We start from the raw sequence: 19475 nt of genomic DNA on the forward strand, positions 1-19475 counted from the left end.
CTGTTGAGTTCTCAAGGAACGGACGCTTCCTTTGTACTCACCCTCTCGGGCTTTCCTCCGGGCTTTTCCCTTCGGTCTTGCGTTTCCGACTCTATCAGATCCTTTCGGGCCTGATTCCCTGTCGGCGGGGCCTTTCGACATTCACTACGTTAGCCCATTCCCTCGGCAACTCATAATCGAGTTCCGCGAGTTCGAATTCGGACGTGCGGGCACGCCGAAATCGTCCCCGCTGAGGGGATGTCGTAGGTAGTGGTTTGGCCGCTCTCGGCTGCTGGCGATCGCCGTAACCGGGTCAAGCGGCTCGGGCCACGTTACGCATCTTCCAAGAGCGAGTCAACTTGAGCGGCGCCTCGGGACGTGGGCCCGATAGGGGCTCACTGTCGGGTCGTCGGCGACCCAGAACCGCCAGGGGTGCACGCCTCCTTCGCCGGCCACTCCGGTGCGCGGACCGTTGAGTACCTGGTCGGAGGCGACCGGGGTGCCGGTGAGCACCCTCAACGGGGTCTCGCCCGAGGCACAGGCGTCCGTGCCGTCCAGGGCCCGGTCCACGCCCAGGGCGGTGGCCAGCCGGGCCGGTCCTTTGGCCAGTTCTTTGTCATTTCGGGCCGAGAGTCGACGTTTGCGAGCCAGTTCCGCGCCTTCGAGGACCTCGCCGGCCCGGAGCAGGACGGCGCTCGCCCGGCCCTCCTCGCCGCAGACGAGGTTCATGCAGAACCACATGCCGTAGGTGAAGTAGACGTACACATGGCCGGGCGGACCGAACATCACGTCGTTGCGGGCCGTGCGGCCGCGATAGGCGTGGGAGCCGGGGTCGTTCTGGCCGTCGTAGGCCTCGACCTCCGTGATGCGGAGCACGATCGGACCGTCCGGGGTCGTACGGACGAGCAGCCGGCCGAGGAGATCGGGGGCGACCTCCAGTACAGGGCGGTCGAAGAAGTCTCGTGGCAGTGGCGTACGGTCCGGGGACGTGATCATGGCGTACGAGCGTAGTCCAGACGGGTGTGTGCCAAGGGGTGGTCAAGGCTTCGTCCGCTTGCCAGGGTGAGGGCGCGGAACCGACCACGGCCGGATCGCGTTTGTAGGGATCAGGAATCCGCGCGTTCTTAAGAGGAGAGACATGGCGTTCAAGAAGCTGCTCGCGAGCCTGGGGGCCGGCGGGGCTTCGGTGGAGACGGTGCTGACCGAGGTCAACGTCGTCCCGGGTGGTGTCGTCCAGGGCGAGGTGCGGATCCAGGGCGGGTCCGTGGACCAGGAGATCGAGGGGCTGTCGGTCGGGCTCCAGGCCAGGGTCGAGGTCGAGAGCGGCGACCAGGAGTACAAGCAGGACATCGAGTTCACGAAGGTCTCGCTCGGTGGTGCCTTCACGCTCCAAGCCAACGCGGTGCACGCGGTGCCGTTCGGTCTCGAGATCCCCTGGGAGACGCCGATCACCATGATCGACGGGCAGGCGCTGCGCGGGATGAACGTCGGTGTGACCACCGAGCTGGCCATCGCGCGTGCCGTGGACTCCGGTGACCTGGACCCGATCAACGTGCACCCGCTGTCGGCACAGAAGGCGATCCTGGACGCGTTCCTCCAGCTGGGCTTCCGCTTCAAGAACGCGGACCTGGAGCGCGGGCACATCCGTGGGACGCGGCAGCAGCTGCCGTTCTACCAGGAGATCGAGTTCTTCCCGCCGCAGCAGTACCGGGGGCTGAACCAGGTCGAGTTGAGCTTCGTCGCAGACGGTCACGCGATGGACGTGGTGCTGGAGATGGACAAGAAGCCGGGTCTGTTCAGCGAGGGCAGTGACACCTTCCGTTCCTTCCAGGTGGGTCTGCACGACTACCAGGGCACCGACTGGGCCGGATACCTCAACCAGTGGCTGTCCGAGGTCGGCAGCAGGCGCAACTGGTTCTAGGCTCGGAACTGTTGATTCCGCTGACAGACCAGGAGGTACCGAGGTGACCGAGCTCAAGCGGCGGCCGCTCCCCCATGACTTCCATCCGCCCGTGCCGTCGTTCACGGTGACGAGTGAGGACGTCTCCGAGGGGGCGACGCTGAAGGACGCTCAGGTCTACGCGGCCGGCAACACCTCCCCGCAGCTGCGCTGGGAGGGTTTCCCTGCGGAGACCAAGAGCTTCGCCGTGACCTGCTACGACCCCGACGCCCCCACGGGCTCCGGGTTCTGGCACTGGGTCGTGTTCGACATCCCGGCCTCGGTGACCGAGCTGCCGTTGGGCGCGGGCAGCGGGAAGTTCGAGGGGCTGCCGGAGGGTGCCGTACAGGCGCGGAACGACTACGGGTCGAAGGACTTCGGTGGGGCCGCTCCGCCGGCCGGGGACGGGCCGCACCGGTACGTCTTCACGGTGTACGCGGTGGATCAGGAGAAGCTCGGGCCGGATTCCGACGCGTCGCCTGCCGTTGTGGGGTTCAACCTGCGGTTCCACGCGATCGCGCGTGCCCAGTTGATCGGTGAGTACGAGGTGCCCGCCGAAGACTGACGTTCAACGAGCGTTTGCCCGCCTCTGGTCATGGAATTGATCAGGGGCGGGCACTTTTTATTGCGTTGTCCATCTCGGCGTGCCCGGCCAGAGTTGATCCAAGCCCAAGCCCGCCAGGGGTGGGCCGGTACGCAACGGGAGGTGGGCTGGTCATGCGGGAGACGCTGGTACTGAACGCGAGCTTTGAGCCGCTGTCGACGGTGACGTTGAATCGAGCCGTCGTTCTGGTGCTTCAGGACAAGGCCGTCGTCGAGCAGTCCCACCCCGAACTGCGCATGCGCGGAGCCGCGGTCGACATACCGGCGCCCCGGGTGATCAGGTTGTGCAGGTACGTGCGGGTGCCCTTCCGAAGACAAGCTCCGTGGTCTCGGCGGGGTGTTCTGGTGCGTGACCGGCACAGGTGCGCGTACTGCGGGCGGCGGGCGACGACCGTGGACCATGTGGTGCCGCGGTCGCAGGGTGGTCAGGACACCTGGCTGAACACGGTGGCGTCCTGCGCGGAGGACAATCACCGCAAGGCGAACCGGACTCCGGCGGAGGCGGGGATGCCGTTGCTGCGGGAGCCGTTCGAGCCGACTCCGGCGGACGCGATGCTGTTGTCGCTGGGCCACGAGGACTTCTCGGCGCTGCCGGAGTGGTTGGCCGGGGAGGCCGCCTAGGTCGTAGCCGAAGGCAGGGATGGGGCTCACCTCGGACGAGGTGAGCCCCATCTCCGTGTGCACATCAGTCGATCTTCGGGGTTTCCCGGCGTTCCGTGCCGCCGTTGCCTCCGCTTGAACCGCCGCCGATGTTGCCGAAGTTGCCCATCGCACCGGAGAGGCCCTTGAGGGCGTCGCCGATTTCGCTGGGGACGATCCAGAGCTTGTTGGCGTCGCCCTCGGCGATCTTGGGGAGCATCTGGAGGTACTGGTAGGAGAGCAGCTTCTGGTCCGGGTCGCCGGCGTGGATGGCCTCGAAGACCGTGCGGACCGCCTGGGCCTCGCCCTCGGCGCGCAGGGCGGCGGCCTTGGCCTCACCCTCGGCGCGCAGGATCTGGGACTGCTTCTCACCCTCGGCGGTGAGGATCGCGGCCTGCCGGGTACCTTCCGCGGTGAGGATCGCGGCGCGCTTGTCCCGGTCGGCGCGCATCTGCTTCTCCATCGAGTCCTGGATGGAGGTCGGGGGCTCGATCGCCTTCAGCTCCACGCGGTTGACGCGGATGCCCCACTTGCCGGTGGCCTCGTCGAGGACGCCGCGCAGGGCCGCGTTGATCTCCTCGCGGGAGGTCAGGGTCCGCTCCAGGTCCATGCCGCCGATGATGTTGCGCAGCGTGGTGACGGTGAGCTGCTCGATCGCCTGGATGTAGCTGGCGACCTCGTAGGTCGCGGCGCGGGCGTCGGTGACCTGGTAGTAGATGACCGTGTCGATGTTGACGACCAGGTTGTCCTGGGTGATCACCGGCTGCGGCGGGAACGGCACGACCTGTTCACGCAGGTCGATGCGGTTGCGGATGGTGTCTATGAACGGGACCACGATGTTGAGGCCCGCGTTGAGTGTCCGCGTGTAGCGGCCGAAGCGCTCGACGATGGCGGCGCTCGCCTGCGGGATGACCTGGATCGTCTTGATCAGGGCGATGAAGACCAACACCACCAGAATGATCAAGACGATGATGACCGGTTCCATCGTGCTCCCCGTGCCCTTCTCCGCCTCGGCGTTTTCGGAAGATCTTATGGTTGTTGAAGATCTTGCTGGTCGAGTCTGACAGACCGTCGTGCAACTCGTGGTGCGTTCGGTTCAGTTGCATCCTGCGAGGTCACATGACGATCGCGGTCGCTCCCTCGATGTCCACGACATCGACTTCCTGACCCACTTCGTAGGCCCGGCCGGTGTCGAGGGCGCGGGCCGACCAGACCTCTCCGGCGAGCTTGATCCGGCCGCCCGCGCTGTCGACGCGCTCCAGGACGACGGCCTGCTTGCCCTTCAAGGCGTCGACGCCGGTGACGAGTTGGGGTCGCTGCGAGGAATGCCGGGCCGCGATGGGCCGTACGACGGCGATGAGGGCCACCGAGACGACGACGAAGACGAGCACCTGCACGACGACATCACCGCCGAGCCCGGCCGAGACCGCTGCCGCGACGGCGCCGACCGCGAGCATGCCGAACTCCGGCATCGCGGTCACCACGAGCGGGATTCCGAGCGCTGCCGCGCCGACGAGCCACCACACCCATGCGTCGATGTCGTTCACGTGGTCAATGGTAGGTCCGGGGGTACCGCCTCCGACAGGGCGCGATGGCGCCGGGAGGGGCTTCTTACCCGTGTTTTTGCGGGGACTTCACTTGATCACGACAGCGGAAGGCCCTGAGCGGTCCAGCGTTCGCCGACCTGCTCGACGACGAGCGGGAGGCCGAAGCACATGGAGAGGTTGCGGGAGGTGAGTTCGAGCTCCAGGGGACCGGCGGCGAGCACCTTGCCCTGGCGGATCATGAGGACGTGGGTGAAGCCGGGGGCGATCTCCTCGACGTGGTGGGTGACCATCAGCATCGAGGGGGCGATCGGGTCGCGGGCGAGCCGGCCCAGGCGGCGGACCAGGTCCTCGCGGCCGCCGAGGTCGAGACCGGCGGCGGGCTCGTCGAGGAGGAGCAGCTCGGGGTCGGTCATCAGGGCGCGGGCGATGAGGGTGCGCTTGCGCTCGCCCTCGGAGAGGGTGCCGAACTTGCGGTCCAGGTAGTCGCTCATGCCGAGGCGGTCGAGGAAGGCACGCGCGCGCTGCTCGTCGATGTCCTCGTACTCCTCCTGCCAGCCCGCGGTCATGCCGTACGCGGCCGTCAGCACGGTCTCCAGTACGGTCTGGCGCTTGGGGAGCTTGTCGGCCATGGCGATGCCGGCCATGCCGATGCGGGGGCGCAGCTCGAAGACGTCGGTGCCGGGCTTGCCGAGGGTCTCGCCGAGGATGGTGGCGGTGCCCTTGCTGGGGTAGAGGTAGCTCGACGCGAGGTTCAGGAGCGTGGTCTTGCCGGCGCCGTTGGGGCCGAGGATGACCCAGCGCTCGCCCTCCTTGACCGACCAGGAGACCTGGTCCACCAGAGCCCGGTCCTCACGGACCACGGATACGTCCTGAAGCTCCAGAACATCGCTCATGAGCGCGTTGTCTCCCCTTGCAGTGTGACGGTGTCGACGTCTCGGCTGTCGCGTGCGCGCTTTTGGGCGCAGCCCTCGATGAAATCTACGCCACCAGCCGCGCGGTCCGGTCCATAGGTCCGGTCCTTAGGCTGGGGGGCATGCTCTCGGAACCGCGCTCTGGACGCCTTGCCGCTTGGGGAAACGGCCTTTTGGCCGGACTTGTCTCGCCCGACGACGCCGTACTGGCGATCGTCGGTGACGATGCCGTGCACCGGGTGGAGGGACTGCCCGGGGAGACGGCGGCGGTCGGTCTCACCCTGGCGCTCGGGCGGCTGCGGTCGCTCGGGGTCACCGGGCTGCGGGTCGCGCTGCCCGCACCCGGGCATCCGCTGGGGTTGAGCGGGCCGCCGGAGTTCAACGCACGGGCGTTGGAGGCGGAGGAGGCGGTCGTCTGTCACGGCGCCGCGCTGGGCCTGGTGCCCGAGGTGTACGAGGCCGGGCCCTCGGGTGATGTGCATGTCGAGGTGGTGTGGCGGGTACTGCCGGTGCGGGAGGCTCCGCCGGCGGACGTGCCCTCGCTGGGCGAGGCGGAGCGGGAACTCGCGGAGGCCCTGCGGGAGGCGACGGAGGTGTTGTCGCGGCTGGACGTGGCCGGATCGGGGCCGGTGGCGGAGGCGGCGATCGGGGCTTACCGGGCTCGGGCCGAGCGGGGGCGGGAGGTTCTGGCGCCGGGGTATCCGCCGCGCGCGGTGCGGGTGTTGGAGCTTGCTCAGCGGGTGGGGTTGCTGGTGTCGCTGGCGTACGAGAACGGGCATGGGGGCGCGGTGAGTTCCGCGGAGATGCGGGCTCGGGGGGAGGCGTTGCGGCCGGTGGAGCGGACGGCTCGTAGGGCGCAGGTGGCTGCGTACAACGCGTATGTGGAGGAGCGGGAGCGGGGGGTGCGGTGAGCTGCGCCTAGGGGGGTGCCGGGTTCTGTGGTCTCGTGGGTGACGGTGCGTCGTGGCTTGTCGCGCAGTTCCCCGCGCCCCCCCAAACAGGTGGGTACAGCTGAGCGCGCATGACTGCACCCACCTGTTTTCAGGGGCGCGGGGAACTGCGCGACAGGCCCCCACCGGCCCGCGGCCGAACACACGACAGGGCCCCTCAAGTCGTCGTTGACTTGAGGGGCCCCTCGGTTCAGGCCAGGCGTCAGCCGTTCACGCCCGTGTTGCCGAACGCCGGGTTCAGCAGGCCGATGACGTTCACGCTGTCGCCGACTACGTTCACCGGGACGTGGACCGGGACCTGGACCAGGTTGCCCGAGACGACGCCCGGCGAGCCCACGGCCGCGCCGTCGGCACCCGCGTCGGCGACAGCGGCACCGGCGGCGGCACCCGTGGCGATACCGGCGACGGTGATGGCCACGGCGGCCTTCTTGGCGATGTTCATGGGAAACGTTCCTCCTGCGTTCGCGTATCCGACCCGGCCGCGGGTCGTGCGCTGATCAACGCGCTCGCAGGCCCGGCGGCACGCATATCCCCGCAGGATTCACCGTTCGGCTCATTCGGACGACAAACGGACCGGCCTCCCGGACGCGTGACACGTCCGGGAGGCCGGAGCCACGGCCCGCCAGGGGCCAGGAATCAGTGGTTGAGGCCGAGGTTGCCGAAGGCCGGGTTCAGCACACCGATGACGTTCACGCTGTTGCCCACGGCGTTCACCGGGACGTGGACCGGGGCCTGGACGAGGTTGCCCGAGGCGACGCCCGGCGAGCCCACGGCCTTGCCGTCGGCGTGCGCCCCGTCGGTGGCGGAGGCCATGCCGGCACCGGCGGCGATCAGCCCGCCGGCCACCATCGTCACGGCCGCTGCCTTCTTCAGGTTCTTCACTACTGAGCCCTCCCTAACGATTGCCGCGGCAGTCGCCGCAGCACGCACTGGAGAACGGTGGAGATCCATCAGGGTTGCGCCGTATGGGGGACATTCCCACGACAGTATGAAGTCCTATCAGGCCACACCATGACGAACCGCCCACAGTGCCGCCTGGGTTCGATCCGCCAGGTCGAGCTTCATCAGGATGTTCGAGACGTGGGTCTTCACGGTCTTCTCGGAGAGGACCAGAGCGCGGGCGATCTCCCGGTTGGAGCGGCCGTCCGCGATCAGTCCGAGTACCTCGCGCTCCCGCTCCGTGAGCGAACCGCCCCTGCCCTGGCCGGAGTTGTTCTCCTCCTGGGAGAGCAGGGCGCCGGCCACCTCGGGCTGGAGCAGGATGTGGCCGGCGTGGACGGAGCGGATGGCGCCGGCCAGGGCGTCGGGGTCCACGTCCTTGTAGACGTATCCGGCGGCTCCCGCGCGCAGGGCCGGGACCACGGTGCGCTGTTCGGTGAAGCTGGTGACGATCAGCACGCGCGCGGGGTTGTCCAGTTCGCGGAGCCGGCGCAGGGCGTCGATGCCGTCCATGCCCGGCATCTTGACGTCCATGAGGACGACGTCGGGCTTCAGTTCCTCGGCGCGCTGGACTCCCTCGGCACCGTCGGCGGCCTCGCCCACGACCTCTATGTCGTCCTGTACTTCGAGGAACGTACGCAGGCCCCGGCGGACGACCTGGTGGTCGTCGACGAGCAGGACCTTGATCGCGTCAGCCACCGGGGACCTCCATCTCGATCGTGGTGCCCTTGCCGGGCGCCGATTCAACGGTCAAGGTGCCGCCGACCCCGCTGGTGCGGTCCCGCATGGAGACCAGGCCCAGGTGGCGTCCCGCGCGGCGGACCGCCGTCGGTTCGAAGCCGCTTCCGTCATCCGTGACCCGCAGGACGGCTCCGCCGCCGCGCCGGTCCAGCGTCACGTCGACATGCTCGGCGCCCGAGTGCCGCAGCGCGTTGTGCAGGGCTTCCTGGGCAACGCGGAGCATGGCCTCCTCCTGGGCGGCGGGCAGTGCGCGGAAGCTGCGGGCGGTGAAGGTCACCCGGGCGGTGTGGGCGCGGTCGAGGACCTGGACGTGGGTGCGCAGGGTGGCGGTCAGGCCGTCCTCGTCCAGGGCGGCGGGGCGCAACTCCACGACCGCGGCGCGCAGTTCGTCGGCGGCCTCGGCGGCCAGCACCGCCACCTGATGCAGCTCACCCTTGGCGCGGGACGGGTCGCGGTCGACGAGGGCTGCCGCGGCCTGGGCGGTCAGACGCAGGGAGAAGAGCTTCTGGCTGACCGCGTCGTGCAGTTCGTGGGCGAGCCGGGAGCGCTCCTCGGCGATCGTCAGTTCGCGGCTGCGTTCGTAGAGGCGGGCGTTGGTGAGGGCGATCGCGGCGTGCTGGGCGAGGATCGAGAGGAGTTCCTCGTCCTCCTCGGTGAAGCCGCAGCCGCCCTCGGGCTTCGTGCACGGGGGGTGTGGGGGGTGTCCCCCCACAGGACGCAGCTTGTTGGCGAGAAACAGGGCGCCGATGACCTCGTCGCCGTCGCGGATCGGCAGGCCGAGGAAGTCGGACATGTCTGGGTGGGCCGACGGCCAGCCCTCGAAACGGGGGTCCTTGCGGACATCGGCGAGGCGCTCGGGGGTGGCCTTGTGCAGCATCGCGGCGAGGATGCCGTGCTGGCGCGGGAGCGGGCCGATGGCCTTCCACTGCTCGTCGCTGACGCCGTCCACCACGAACTGGGCGAAGCCGCCGTGGTCGTCCGGGACGCCGAGGGCGGCGTACTGGGCGTCGAGCAGCTCGCGGGCCGAGGCGACGATCGTCTTGAGGACGTCGCGCACCTCGAGATGCCTGCTCATGGCCAGCAGCGCGGAGCTCACCGCGGCGAGGCCGGACCGTGGACCTTGACTCATGCCCTCAGCGTACGGGCGGGCTGTGACAGTGCGGATCGGACCTGTGACCGCGCCCCACTGGGGCGAGCGACCTAGGGCGAAGGGCCTTACCGCTCTGCGGCCCGCGTCCGAGGCGGCCGGCCGGGACCCGTTCCTACGTTGGGGGCACGCCGATCAGGAGGCGTGGAGGACGAGGGGACGGATGTCATGCCGGTCGCGATCATCACGGGGGCCTCGAAGGGTCTTGGGCGGGCGCTCGCCGAGGCGTTGGCCGCGCGGGGCTGGGACCTGGTGCTCGACGCCAGGACGCCACAGGTGCTGGCGGGGACGGCGGCCGCGCTCGCCGCGCACGGGACCCGGGTGACGGCCCTGCCCGGAGACGTCACGGACCCGGCGCACCGCTCCGAGCTGGTGGCCGCGGCCGAGAAGCTCGGCGGTGTCGATCTGCTGGTGAACAACGCGAGCGCGCTGGGCGTCGAGCCGCTGACCCGCCTCGACGGGCTACCGCTGGACGGGTTCCGCCGCGCGCTGGAGGTGAACGTCGTGGCCGCGCTGGGCCTGGTCCAGGAGGCGCTGCCGCTGCTGCGGGCGTCGGAGGCGGGCACGGTGATCGCGGTCAGTTCGGACGCTGCCGCCGAGGCGTACGAGACGTGGGGCGGGTACGGGGCGTCCAAGGCCGCCCTGGACCACCTCGCGGCGGTGCTGGGCGAGGAGGAGCCCCGGCTGCGGGTGTGGGCCGTCGATCCCGGGGACATGGCGACGGACCTGTACGCGGCGGCCGTACCGCAGGACAGGGAACCGCGGCCGCGGCCGGCGGGTGTCGTGCCGGCGTTCCTGCGGCTGCTGGACGAGCGGCCGGCGAGTGGGCGGTACGGGGCTCCGGCGCTGCTGGAGGGGCTGTGACCGTCGCCACGGGGGTGCCTGCGTCCGGTCGGCGCGGGTACCAGGTGCCGGAGGAGCTGTCGGCGCGGGTGCCGGCCGAGCAGCGCGGGCCCGGGCTGGACCGGGACGCCGTACGGCTGCTGGTGTCGCGGGGCACCGAGGTGTCGCACCACTCCTTCGCGGAGCTGCCGCGGCTGCTGCGGGCCGGGGACCTGCTCGTCGTGAACACCTCGCCCACGCTGGCCGCGGCGGTCGACGGGCGGATCGGGCACACGCGTGTGGTGGTGCACTTCTCCACGCGCGGGGACGACGGGCGGTGGACGGTCGAGCTGCGGGATCCGGACGGGAGGGGCACCACGCGTGCGCGTGCAGGCGGGCCCGCGGGGACGGAGGTGCGGCTGCCCGGGGGCCTGCGCCTGGTGCTGGAGGAGGCCGTGAGCGAGCGGCTGTGGTGGGCGCGGGTGTCCGGCGGGGTGTTCGGGCTGCTGCGGGAGCACGGGCGGCCCGTTCGGTATTCCTACACGGAGCGGGACCAGCCGCTGTCCGTCTACCAGACGGTGTTCGCGCTGCCGTCGTCCGACGGGTCGGGCAGTGCGGAGATGCCCAGTGCGGCGCGGCCCTTCACCGGGCGGACGGTGGCGGAGCTGGTGAGCCGGGGGGTGGGGTTCGCGCCCGTGCGGCTGCACGCCGGGGTGGCCTCGGTGGAGGCGCACGAGCCGCCGTATCCGGAGCGGTTCGCGGTGCCGGAGACCTCCGCCCGGTTGATCAACGCGGTGAAGGCCGGGGACGGCCGGGTCCTCGCCGTGGGGACGACCGCCGTGCGGGCCGTGGAGTCGGCGGCCGGGGAGGACGGGGTCGTACGCGCGCGTGCGGGGTGGACGGATCTCGTCGTGACCCCGGAGCGCGGGGTGCGGGTGGTCGACGGGCTGCTGACCGGGCTGCACGAGCCCGAGGCCTCGCATCTGCTGATGCTGGAGGCGGTCGCCGGGCGGGCCGCGATCGACCGCGGCTACGAGGAGGCGCTGCGCGGGCGCTACCTGTGGCACGAGTTCGGGGACGTGCATCTCCTGCTGCCCCCGGAGGATCCTCACGCAGAGCATTGCTTCAGCAACTGCTCGTGAGAACGCTGTGAAGCCGGTGTGAGCCCGCACATAGGGCCCAGATCACGTACGAAGCGAAATAGGAGACAAAGGCCTCCGGGGTGAACGGGGCAGACGTTCCAGTCTGTCCCGATTTGCCCTCCCCCGGCCCACTATCGGGGATCGTACGTCACACCTTTGCCCGGGCATTTTGCGGCCGCTAAGAATGGCTCTCGTCGCTCAGCGCCGCGGACTCCCACCGCGGCGTTTGTGCCGGAAGCACCCGTGTCCCCACCGGACAGCGAGCGACCTCCGCGCTATCCGAAGAGGTCCATTCCGCATGCCCAAGTACACCTTCACTCGTGCTCATCGTCCCGCTCTCACCAAGCGTCACAAGATCGCCGTAGCCGGTGTCGCCACGCTCGGCGCCGCGGCCGTGGCCTTCAGTGCGGTGCCCGGCAACGCCGAGACGACCACCTCCGAGGCCGCCGTCTCCTCGGCCCCGGTCAAGTACTCCTCCGAGCAGCTCAAGAGCCTACAGTCGGACGTCAGCGAGCAGCTCGCCGCCAAGAGCCTCCAGGGCCAGGCCGCCGAGGCCAAGGCCAAGGCCGAGGCGAAGGTGAAGGCGGCTGCGGCCGCCAAGAAGAAGGCCGCCGCCGCTGCCGCCGCGAAGAAGAAGGCCGCCGCGAAGAAGAAGGCCGAGAAGGCCCGCAAGGCGAAGGCCGCGAGCCGGGCCGCGCACCGCGCCAAGCTGAAGGCCGCCGTGCGCAAGTCCTACGCCAACAACCTGGACGGCTGGATCAAGGAGTCCCTGGACATCATGAAGTCCAAGGGCATCCCGGGCACGTACAACGGCCTGTACCGCAACATCATCCGGGAGTCCTCGGGCAACCCGAACGCCATCAACAACTGGGACATCAACGCCATCAACGGCGTACCGTCGATCGGTCTGCTCCAGATCATCAAGCCGACCTTCAACGCCTACCACGTCCCCGGTACGGCCTGGAGCCAGTACGACCCGGTCGCCAACATCACCGCGTCCGCGAACTACGCCTTCCACCGGTACGGCTCGATCGACAACGTCAACAGCGCGTACTGAGGCCGCGCGGACCTCTCGTACGCGGAAAGGGCGGCACCCTGTCGGGGTGCCGCCCTTCACCGTCGTACGGCAGTGATCACTTGCGCATGACCTCGGGTTCGTGGCGGCGCAGGAAGCGGGCCACGAGGAAGCCGCAGACCACGCCGATGGCGACGAGGGCGATCATGTCGAGGCCCCAGGCGCTGACGGTGTGGTTCCACAGCGGGTCGGTCGCACCGCCCGGCTTGGGCGGGTTGACCTGGTTGAAGTCCAGGGTGGCGCCCGCGGCGGCGACCGCCCAGCGGGACGGCATGAGGTACGAGAACTCGTTGACGCCGACCGCGCCGTTCAGGGTGAACAGGCAGCCGGTGAAGACCACCTGGACGATGGCGAACATGACCAGCAGCGGCATGGTCTTCTCGGACGTCTTCACCAGCGCGGAGATGATCAGGCCGAACATCATGGACGTGAACCCGAGACCCATGATCGGCAGGCAGAGCTCCGCGAGGGTGGCGTGGCCGAGGACCAGGCCCTCCTTCGGGATGCCGCGGGTGGAGAAGCCGATGACACCGACCAGCAGGCCCTGGAGCACGGTGATCACTCCGAGCACGAAGACCTTGGACATCAGGTACGCCGAGCGGGACAGACCGGTGGCGCGCTCCCGTTCGTAGATGACCCGTTCCTTGATCAGTTCACGGACCGAGTTGGCGGCCCCGGCGAAGCAGGCGCCGACCGCGAGGATCAGCAGGACGGTGGTGGCCGTGCTGTTCGGCTCCGGGAGCTTGGTCCTCGGGTCGACGGGCTTGGGCAGCAGGGCGTTGCCGAAGTCGATCAGCAGGCTCACCGCGCCGAGCACGGCCGGCAGGATCACCATCAGGGCCAGAAAGCCCTTGTCGGAGGCGATCACGGAGACATAGCGGCGCACGAGTGTCGCGAACTGGCCCGTCCAGCCCTGCGGCTTCGGCGGCTTCATCCCCTGCATCGGAGGCGTCTGTACGGATTGCGGCGCCACGGCGTCTATGTCCGCGGCGTACATCTGGTAGTGCTGCGAGCCCTTCCAGCGTCCGGCCCAGTCGTAGTCGCGGTAGTTCTCGAAGGCGGAGAAGACGTCGGCCCAGGTGTCGTAGCCGAAGAAGTTCAGGGCCTCCTCGGGCGGGCCGAAGTAGGCGACGGCGCCGCCCGGGGCCATCACCAGGAGCTTGTCGCACAGGGCGAGCTCGGCGACGGAGTGGGTGACGACGAGGACCGTGCGGCCGTCGTCGGCGAGACCGCGCAGCAGCTGCATGACATCGCGGTCCATGCCCGGGTCGAGGCCGGAGGTCGGCTCGTCCAGGAAGATCAGGGACGGCTTGGTGAGCAGTTCCAGGGCCACCGAGACGCGCTTGCGCTGGCCGCCGGAGAGCGCGGTGACCTTCTTCTCGCGGTGGATGTCCAGCTTCAGCTCGCGCAGCACCTCGTCGATGCGGTGCTCGCGCTCCTCGCCGGTGGTGTCGGCCGGGAAGCGCAGCTTGGCCGCGTACTTCAGGGCCTTCTTGACGGTCAGCTCCTTGTGCAGGATGTCGTCCTGCGGGACCAGACCGATGCGCTGGCGCAGCTCGGCGAACTGCTTGTAGAGGTTGCGGTTGTCGTAGAGGACGTCGCCCTGGTTGGCGGGCCGGTAGCCGGTGAGTGCCTTGAGCAGGGTCGACTTGCCGGAACCGGAGGGTCCGATGACCGCGATCAGGGACTTCTCCGGTACGCCGAAGGAGACGTCCTTGAGGATCTGCTTGCCGCCGTCGACCGTGACGGTGAGGTGGCGGGCGGAGAAGGAGACCTCGCCGGTGTCGACGAACTCCTCCAGGCGGTCGCCGACGATCCGGAAGGTGGAGTGGCCGACGCCGACGATGTCCGCGGCGCCGAGCAGCAGCGAGCCGCCCTTGGGAATCGGCTGGCCGTTGACGTAGGTGCCGTTGTGCGAGCCCAGGTCGCGGATCTCCATGCGGCCGTCGGGCATCGAGTGGAACTCGGCGTGGTGGCGGGAGACCTGGAGGTCGGAGACGACCAGGTCGTTCTCCAGGGCACGGCCGATGCGCATGATGCGGCCGATGGTGAACTGGTGGAACGTGGTCGGGCTGCGGTCGCCGTAGACGGGAGTCGAGCCGGCGTCCACTCCCCCGCCGGGGCCCTGCTGTTGCGGGATCCGCTGGGGCTGGTGCGACGAGTGCGGCCGCTGGGGCTCGGGCCAGCCGGACTTGGCGGCCTGCGGGGCCTGGTGGGAGGTCTGCGGCGGGGTCTGCTGCGGGGCCTCGTGGGACGCCTGGTACGGAGTCTGCTGAGAGGCCGGCTGCTGGGGTGTCTGCCGGGCCCAGGCCGGGTTCGCGCTCTGCGCGGCGTACCGCTGCTGCTGGGGCTCGGCGGCCGGGGCCGCGGCACCGGTGAAGCTCAGCAGCGGGCCGTCGTTCGCGTTGCCGAGACGGAGCGCCGCGCCGGGGCCGAGCTCCGACTCGTGGATCCGCTGCCCGTGCAGGAACGTCCCGTTGGTGCTGCTGTGGTCCTCGATGACCCAGTCGCGCCCGCTCCGGCTGATCGTGGCGTGCCGCCAGGACACCCTGGCGTCGTCGAACACGATGTCACCCTGCGGATCACGCCCAAGGCGGTACGCCCGGGACGGATCGAGCGTCCAGGTACGTCCATTCGCTTCCAGTACGAGTTCCGGCACGCCACGCCCCACTGAGTAGTCCCCGAACTGCCCCCGTCACAGGGAGTGTAGGGATGTCGAACATCGTCGGGAACTATTTCAGGCTCCGCTGCCTGACCGAAACACGAGCCCCGAGAAGAGCACGTTCGCACGCTTCGGCCGGTTCCGTTGACGGGGTTGAAACCGACCCGGAGAGTGGGTAATCCACGCGAGGGGGATGAGCGCGGTCTCGGCCGCGCCGCGGATCGGGGGGTCTGCCATGAGTGCGTCCAGGAGCGTCGAGAACGCGCCGCACGGCGTCCGGCTGCCGTGGGGGGACATCGTGCTGTCCGCGGTGACGTCCGTGAGCTGGGCGTTGATCGGGATGGCGGGCACGGCCGCGCTCGGACTGCATCTGCTGGAGGCCGATTCGGTGGCCTCGCTCGGCCCGATGACCGCGGCGGTGGTGACCCTCGCGGCGGGAGGTTCGGTGACGCCCTCCGGGGACGGGTCCGCCTTCGGGTTGACGGGGGCACAGGCCGCGACCGCCATCGAGATCACGCCACTGGGCGTCAGCCTGGTCGGTGCGGTGCTTTTGTCCTGGTTCTTCCTACGGTCCCTGCGGGCGGCCGGAGCGGTGATCGCACCCTCCGAGCTGCTGGCGCGCGCGGGTTCGGTGATCGCGCTGTTCGTGGCGATGCTGGGCGGGCTGGCCTGGGCGGGGCACGACGTCATCACGATCGACGGGGGCGCCCTGGGACTCGACAAGCTGCCCGGGGCGGGCGGGGGCGGAGGGCTGAACATTCCCGGGCTGGGCGACGTCGGCGACATCGGCGGGCTGCTGCCCGACAAAATCGGCGACCTCGTCGACGCGAAGGCCGCCGTCGGCTTCACGGTGGACACCGCGCCGACGCTGCTCGGCGGTCTGGGCTGGTCGATCGGGATCCTGCTGGTCGCGCTGCTGGCGTCCCGCCGAACGCCGTTGCCGCGCGGCTGGGAGGCCGTGCACCGGGTGGTACGGCCGGCGGTGTCCGCGCTGGTGACGGTGCTGCTGGTCGCGGTGGTCGCGGGGCTCTCCGCGGCGGCGTTCGCGGCGATCGGCGACGACCATCCGAAGCGGATCGCGGGCGCGGCGCTGCTCGGGACGCCGAACGGGGTCTGGCTGGGCATCCCCATCGGCCTGTTCGTCCCCTTCGAAGGCCGCGCGACCGGCGTCCTGACGAACTTCCTCCCGGACCCCCTGGACCGGCTCCTCGGCTCGGGCTCCGACCACTCGGTGACGCTGGGGAAGCTGGCGGCGCTGGACGGGCGGGTGTGGCTGCTGGGGGTGGGGGCGGCGCTGATGATGCTGCTGGCGGGGGTGCTCACGGCGGTGCGGACGCCGGTGGGGGTGCGGGCGGGGCATGCGTACGGCGGAGACATGGGAGCCGTACGGGACCCGGGGACCCTCGGTTTCGCCGGGCGGTGTGCGGTGCGGCTGGGAGTGGCGACCGCGTTGGCGTTGCCCTTGCTCGCCTGGCTGACGGAGGTGTCGGTGAATGCCTCGCTGTCGGTGCTGGGGTTCGACGCGTTCGGCGCGGGGGTGGAGTTGCGGGGGCAGCTCGGGATGGCGGCGCTGCTCGGGGCGGTGTGGGGCGCGGCGGCGGGAGCGGCGGGGGCGCTGCTGGCGCGGGCCACGGGCGCGGCGGGGTCGCGGGCGTCCGGGCTGTCACTGCGTGTGGTGGCGGGGGCGGAAGCGGGTGCCGGGACCTGGTCCACGGGAGGGACGGGGGTGGGGGTCGGCGGGGATCCTCGGTACGAGAGCGAGCGTGGGTCCGGGCCCTATGACGACCGTGCGGCGAGGCTGTACGGGGGCGGCGGGCCGGGGCCGTACGGCGGCGAGCCTGATCCGCGGGCCGGGCGTTCCGTGCCCCATGGCGGCGGATTCGAGCCGTACGGAGGTGAAGCCGGTCCGTACGTGCCCGGTGCTTCCTATCGGCCTCCCAACGCGGCGACGAACCCGTATCTGCGGGTGCCGGAGGAGTTGCGGGGGCCTGAGGGACTGAGAGGGCCTGAGGAGCTGAGGGGGCCCGAGGACGACTCGCCGGGGCGGTCCGACACCGTCTACGGCGCTCCCACCGTGGCCGGTCCGATCGACCCGCCCCCTCGTTCACCCCAACACCCTCCCGTGCGGCGGCCCGGTGACCGGCGAGGCTCCGGAGGCGAGGAAGGACGGCAGTCCCCGCCTCCACCGCCGCCTCCTCCCCCGCCACCGCCGGGGAACCCGAAGGGACGGCGCTGACGCGCGGACGTGGTCGGCTCGCAAGGCCCGCGCCACCCGCCCGACACCGACTGTTCCCTGTCCGTCAGACGGACCGCGGGAGCAGAAGGCACTGGGTGCCGGATACGGTGGGAGCACCATGAGCGCTTCGCAGACCTCGTCTCCCGACGTCCCCACCCTTCTCGTCAAGATCTTCGGGAAGGACAGGCCGGGCATCACGGCCGGCCTCTTCGACACCCTCGCCGCCTACTCGGTCGACGTGGTCGACATCGAGCAGGTCGTCACCCGTGGCCGGATGGTGCTGTGCGCGCTCGTGACCGCGCCGCCGCGCCCGCAGGAGGGCGATCTGCGGGCGACCGTCCACAGCTGGGCCGAGTCGATCAAGATGCAGGCGGAGATCATCTCCGGCCTCGGTGACAACCGGCCGCGCGGCCTCGGGCGTTCCCTTGTCACCGTGCTCGGTCACCCGCTCACCGCGGAGGCCACCGCCGCCATCGCCGCCAAGATCGCCAAGGCCGGCGGCAACATCGACCGTATCTTCCGGTTGGCCAAGTACCCCGTCACGGCCGTCGAGTTCGCGGTGTCCGGCGTCGAGACCGAGCCGCTGCGCACCGCCCTGGTGACGGACGCCGGCAAGCTCGGCGTGGACGTGGCCGTCGTCGCCGCCGGTCTGCACCGCCGGGCCCAGCGGCTGGTCGTCATGGACGTGGACTCGACGCTCATCCAGGACGAGGTGATCGAGCTCTTCGCCGCGCACGCCGGCTGCGAGGACCAGGTGGCCGAGGTGACCGCGGCCGCGATGCGCGGCGAGCTGGACTTCGAGCAGTCGCTGCACGCGCGCGTGGCCCTGCTGGAGGGGCTGGACGCCTCGGTCGTGGACAAGGTGCGCAGCGAGGTGCGGCTGACGCCGGGCGCGCGCACCCTCATCCGGACGCTGAAGCGGCTCGGCTTCCAGGTGGGGGTCGTCTCGGGCGGGTTCACCCAGGTGACCGACGACCTCAAGGAGCGGCTCGGGCTGGACTTCGCCCAGGCGAACACGCTGGAGATCGTCGACGGGAAGCTCACCGGGAAGGTCACCGGGGAGATCGTGGACCGCGCGGGCAAGGCGCGGCTGCTGCGGCGGTTCGCCGCGGAGGCTGGGGTGCCGTTGTCCCAGACGGTGGCGATCGGGGACGGCGCGAACGACCTGGACATGCTGAACGCGGCCGGGCTCGGGGTCGCCTTCAACGCCAAGCCGGTGGTGCGGGAGGCCGCGCACACCGCGGTGAACGTGCCGTTCCTGGACACGGTGCTGTACCTGCTGGGCGTCACCCGCGAAGAGGTCGAGGCGGCGGACGCGCACGTAGAGGACTGAGACCGGCGGACGGGGCGGAGGGTTGAGTCGGCCCCGTCGGCGTGCGGGGCGCAGGCTGGACCGCCCGTCGGTGTGCGGGTGGAGGCCGGATCGCCCGTCGGTGTGCAAGTGCAGGCCGGACCACCGGTCGACGCCCGGTGCGCAGGCCGGACCGCCCGTCGGCGTGCGGAGTGAAGGTGACCGCCCATCGGTGTCCGGGGCGGAATTCGGCACGGTGTGCATGACAGGGCCCGGCACCGTCTCGGTGCCGGGCCCTGTCACGTCGCGTCTGGCGTGCGGGTCGGGGTCTCAGTCGGAGGGTGCCCAGTACTCGACGAGGGTGGCCACCCCGGGCTCCAGGGCCTTCCAGGGACCGCTGAAGGACAGGACGGCGAAGGCGGCGGCAGGGAAGCCGCGCTCGCTCATCCGGCGGCGGGTGTCCCCCTCGGCGGCGCCGGCGAGAATGTCGGCCAGGCCCTGCACTCCGGGGTTGTGGCCGATCAGGACGGCGTTCTGCACGTCGTCCGGGGTCTCGTTGAGCACGGCGATCAGCTCGCCGGGAGAGGCCTCGTAGATCCGCTCCTCGTAGACCGTTTTCGGCCGGTGCGGGAACTCCTGCACCGCGAGCTTCCAGGTCTCCCGGGTCCGGGTGGCGGTGGAGCAGAGGGCCAGGCCGAAGGGGATGCCGGAATCGGTCAGCCGCCGTCCGGCCTCCGCTGCATCTTTTCGGCCCCGGTCGGCGAGCGGCCGCTCATGGTCGGTGACCTGTGGCCAGTCGGCTTTCGCATGCCGGAAAAGGACAATCCTGCGGGGTTCTGCGACGCTCATAGG

General features: G+C 70.3%; 18 protein-coding genes and 1 pseudogene. 9 read left to right on the top strand and 10 right to left on the bottom strand.

What is annotated here, in order from left to right; all coding sequences use genetic code 11:
• Positions 1-333: 333 nt before the first annotated feature.
• The gene (locus IF54_RS0114255) at positions 334-975 is read right to left on the bottom strand and encodes a DNA-3-methyladenine glycosylase (RefSeq protein ID WP_030318304.1); all 642 of its coding nucleotides are present in this window, start codon (positions 973-975) and stop codon (positions 334-336) included.
• A gap of 142 nt (positions 976-1117) precedes the next feature.
• Between IF54_RS0114255 and IF54_RS0114260 the strand changes: the two genes are divergently transcribed.
• The 3 genes from IF54_RS0114260 to IF54_RS0114270 all read left to right on the top strand — a co-directional run bounded on the left by IF54_RS0114260 (position 1118) and on the right by IF54_RS0114270 (position 3142).
• Positions 1118-1900 carry a sporulation protein gene (locus IF54_RS0114260; RefSeq protein WP_030318306.1) on the top strand — a complete coding sequence of 261 codons (783 nt, stop codon included), beginning with the start codon at positions 1118-1120 and terminating at the stop codon, positions 1898-1900.
• A 43-nt stretch (positions 1901-1943) separates the two neighbouring features.
• The gene (locus IF54_RS0114265; protein ID WP_030318312.1) at positions 1944-2483 is read left to right on the top strand and encodes a YbhB/YbcL family Raf kinase inhibitor-like protein; all 540 of its coding nucleotides are present in this window, start codon (positions 1944-1946) and stop codon (positions 2481-2483) included.
• A 152-nt stretch (positions 2484-2635) separates the two neighbouring features.
• Complete coding sequence (locus tag IF54_RS0114270; protein WP_020140694.1) at positions 2636-3142, top strand: HNH endonuclease; 507 nt, start codon at positions 2636-2638, stop codon at positions 3140-3142.
• A gap of 64 nt (positions 3143-3206) precedes the next feature.
• Here IF54_RS0114270 and IF54_RS0114275 read toward each other — a convergent pair whose 3' ends face one another.
• From IF54_RS0114275 to IF54_RS0114285, 3 genes and pseudogenes are all read right to left on the bottom strand, one after another.
• Positions 3207-4145, bottom strand: a complete 939-nt coding sequence (locus IF54_RS0114275; protein ID WP_020140695.1) for an SPFH domain-containing protein — start codon at positions 4143-4145, stop codon at positions 3207-3209.
• A gap of 130 nt (positions 4146-4275) precedes the next feature.
• Entirely contained in the window at positions 4276-4707 is a 432-nt protein-coding gene (locus tag IF54_RS0114280; protein WP_030318314.1) for an NfeD family protein, read from the bottom strand.
• A gap of 362 nt (positions 4708-5069) precedes the next feature.
• Positions 5070-5600, bottom strand: a pseudogene (locus IF54_RS0114285) (ABC transporter ATP-binding protein); the annotation flags it as partial.
• 140 nt (positions 5601-5740) lie between these two features.
• On the opposite strand from IF54_RS0114285, the gene IF54_RS0114290 reads away from it, so the two are divergent.
• The gene (locus IF54_RS0114290; protein ID WP_030318317.1) at positions 5741-6529 is read left to right on the top strand and encodes a hypothetical protein; all 789 of its coding nucleotides are present in this window, start codon (positions 5741-5743) and stop codon (positions 6527-6529) included.
• A gap of 241 nt (positions 6530-6770) precedes the next feature.
• On the opposite strand, the gene IF54_RS0114295 is transcribed toward IF54_RS0114290, so the two are convergent.
• From IF54_RS0114295 to IF54_RS0114310, 4 genes are all read right to left on the bottom strand, one after another.
• On the bottom strand, positions 6771-7010 hold the full coding sequence (locus tag IF54_RS0114295; RefSeq protein ID WP_020140699.1) for a chaplin family protein: 240 nt from the start codon (positions 7008-7010) through the stop codon (positions 6771-6773).
• Between the two features lie 194 nt (positions 7011-7204).
• Positions 7205-7450 carry a chaplin ChpE gene (gene chpE / locus IF54_RS0114300; RefSeq protein WP_030318318.1) on the bottom strand — a complete coding sequence of 82 codons (246 nt, stop codon included), beginning with the start codon at positions 7448-7450 and terminating at the stop codon, positions 7205-7207.
• Positions 7451-7567: 117 nt separating this feature from the next.
• Positions 7568-8206, bottom strand: a complete 639-nt coding sequence (locus IF54_RS0114305) for a response regulator (RefSeq protein WP_030318319.1) — start codon at positions 8204-8206, stop codon at positions 7568-7570.
• Positions 8199-9377, bottom strand: a complete 1179-nt coding sequence (locus IF54_RS0114310; RefSeq protein WP_030318320.1) for a GAF domain-containing sensor histidine kinase — start codon at positions 9375-9377, stop codon at positions 8199-8201. The genes IF54_RS0114305 and IF54_RS0114310 overlap by 8 nt, the downstream gene beginning before the upstream one ends.
• Before the next feature lie 186 nt (positions 9378-9563).
• Between IF54_RS0114310 and IF54_RS0114315 the strand changes: the two genes are divergently transcribed.
• The 3 genes from IF54_RS0114315 (at position 9564) to IF54_RS0114325 (ending at position 12416) form a co-directional block, all read left to right on the top strand.
• Positions 9564-10259 (top strand): SDR family NAD(P)-dependent oxidoreductase, encoded by a 696-nt coding sequence (locus IF54_RS0114315; protein ID WP_030318321.1) that lies wholly within the window; start codon positions 9564-9566, stop codon positions 10257-10259.
• Positions 10256-11359 (top strand): S-adenosylmethionine:tRNA ribosyltransferase-isomerase, encoded by a 1104-nt coding sequence (locus IF54_RS0114320; protein WP_199821213.1) that lies wholly within the window; start codon positions 10256-10258, stop codon positions 11357-11359. Before IF54_RS0114315 ends, IF54_RS0114320 begins: the two co-directional genes overlap by 4 nt.
• Positions 11360-11657: 298 nt before the next feature.
• Positions 11658-12416, top strand: a complete 759-nt coding sequence (locus tag IF54_RS0114325) for a transglycosylase SLT domain-containing protein (RefSeq protein WP_030318323.1) — start codon at positions 11658-11660, stop codon at positions 12414-12416.
• A gap of 76 nt (positions 12417-12492) precedes the next feature.
• Here IF54_RS0114325 and IF54_RS0114330 read toward each other — a convergent pair whose 3' ends face one another.
• On the bottom strand, positions 12493-15093 hold the full coding sequence (locus IF54_RS0114330) for an FHA domain-containing protein (protein ID WP_030318324.1): 2601 nt from the start codon (positions 15091-15093) through the stop codon (positions 12493-12495).
• A 238-nt stretch (positions 15094-15331) separates the two neighbouring features.
• On the opposite strand from IF54_RS0114330, the gene IF54_RS0114335 reads away from it, so the two are divergent.
• Together IF54_RS0114335 and serB are read left to right on the top strand one after the other, a co-directional pair.
• Positions 15332-17332, top strand: a complete 2001-nt coding sequence (locus IF54_RS0114335; RefSeq protein ID WP_030318325.1) for a streptophobe family protein — start codon at positions 15332-15334, stop codon at positions 17330-17332.
• A 118-nt stretch (positions 17333-17450) separates the two neighbouring features.
• Complete coding sequence (serB, locus tag IF54_RS0114340; protein WP_030318326.1) at positions 17451-18665, top strand: phosphoserine phosphatase SerB; 1215 nt, start codon at positions 17451-17453, stop codon at positions 18663-18665.
• Positions 18666-18953: 288 nt separating this feature from the next.
• Here the strand turns inward: serB and IF54_RS0114345 are convergent, their stop codons facing one another.
• Entirely contained in the window at positions 18954-19472 is a 519-nt protein-coding gene (locus IF54_RS0114345) for a SixA phosphatase family protein (protein WP_030318327.1), read from the bottom strand.
• Between the last annotated feature and the right edge of the window lie 3 nt (positions 19473-19475).

The sequence above is a fragment of the Streptomyces sp. NRRL B-3229 genome (assembly GCF_000719505.1).
GTDB classification, from domain to species: Bacteria; Actinomycetota; Actinomycetes; order Streptomycetales; family Streptomycetaceae; genus Streptomyces; species Streptomyces griseorubiginosus.

What these genes read in the sequence shown, in the direction of transcription:
- IF54_RS0114255 (WP_030318304.1), bottom strand. Translation starts at nt 975, where the DNA reads ATGATCACGTCCCCGGACCGTACGCCACTGCCACGAGACTTCTTCGAC.
- IF54_RS0114260 (WP_030318306.1), top strand. Translation starts at nt 1,118, where the DNA reads ATGGCGTTCAAGAAGCTGCTCGCGAGCCTGGGGGCCGGCGGGGCTTCG.
- IF54_RS0114270 (WP_020140694.1), top strand. Translation starts at nt 2,636, where the DNA reads ATGCGGGAGACGCTGGTACTGAACGCGAGCTTTGAGCCGCTGTCGACG.
- IF54_RS0114275 (WP_020140695.1), bottom strand. Translation starts at nt 4,145, where the DNA reads ATGGAACCGGTCATCATCGTCTTGATCATTCTGGTGGTGTTGGTCTTC.
- IF54_RS0114290 (WP_030318317.1), top strand. Translation starts at nt 5,741, where the DNA reads ATGCTCTCGGAACCGCGCTCTGGACGCCTTGCCGCTTGGGGAAACGGC.
- IF54_RS0114295 (WP_020140699.1), bottom strand. Translation starts at nt 7,010, where the DNA reads ATGAACATCGCCAAGAAGGCCGCCGTGGCCATCACCGTCGCCGGTATC.
- IF54_RS0114310 (WP_030318320.1), bottom strand. Translation starts at nt 9,377, where the DNA reads ATGAGTCAAGGTCCACGGTCCGGCCTCGCCGCGGTGAGCTCCGCGCTG.
- IF54_RS0114315 (WP_030318321.1), top strand. Translation starts at nt 9,564, where the DNA reads ATGCCGGTCGCGATCATCACGGGGGCCTCGAAGGGTCTTGGGCGGGCG.
- IF54_RS0114325 (WP_030318323.1), top strand. Translation starts at nt 11,658, where the DNA reads ATGCCCAAGTACACCTTCACTCGTGCTCATCGTCCCGCTCTCACCAAG.
- IF54_RS0114335 (WP_030318325.1), top strand. Translation starts at nt 15,332, where the DNA reads ATGAGTGCGTCCAGGAGCGTCGAGAACGCGCCGCACGGCGTCCGGCTG.
- serB (WP_030318326.1), top strand. Translation starts at nt 17,451, where the DNA reads ATGAGCGCTTCGCAGACCTCGTCTCCCGACGTCCCCACCCTTCTCGTC.
- IF54_RS0114345 (WP_030318327.1), bottom strand. Translation starts at nt 19,472, where the DNA reads ATGAGCGTCGCAGAACCCCGCAGGATTGTCCTTTTCCGGCATGCGAAA.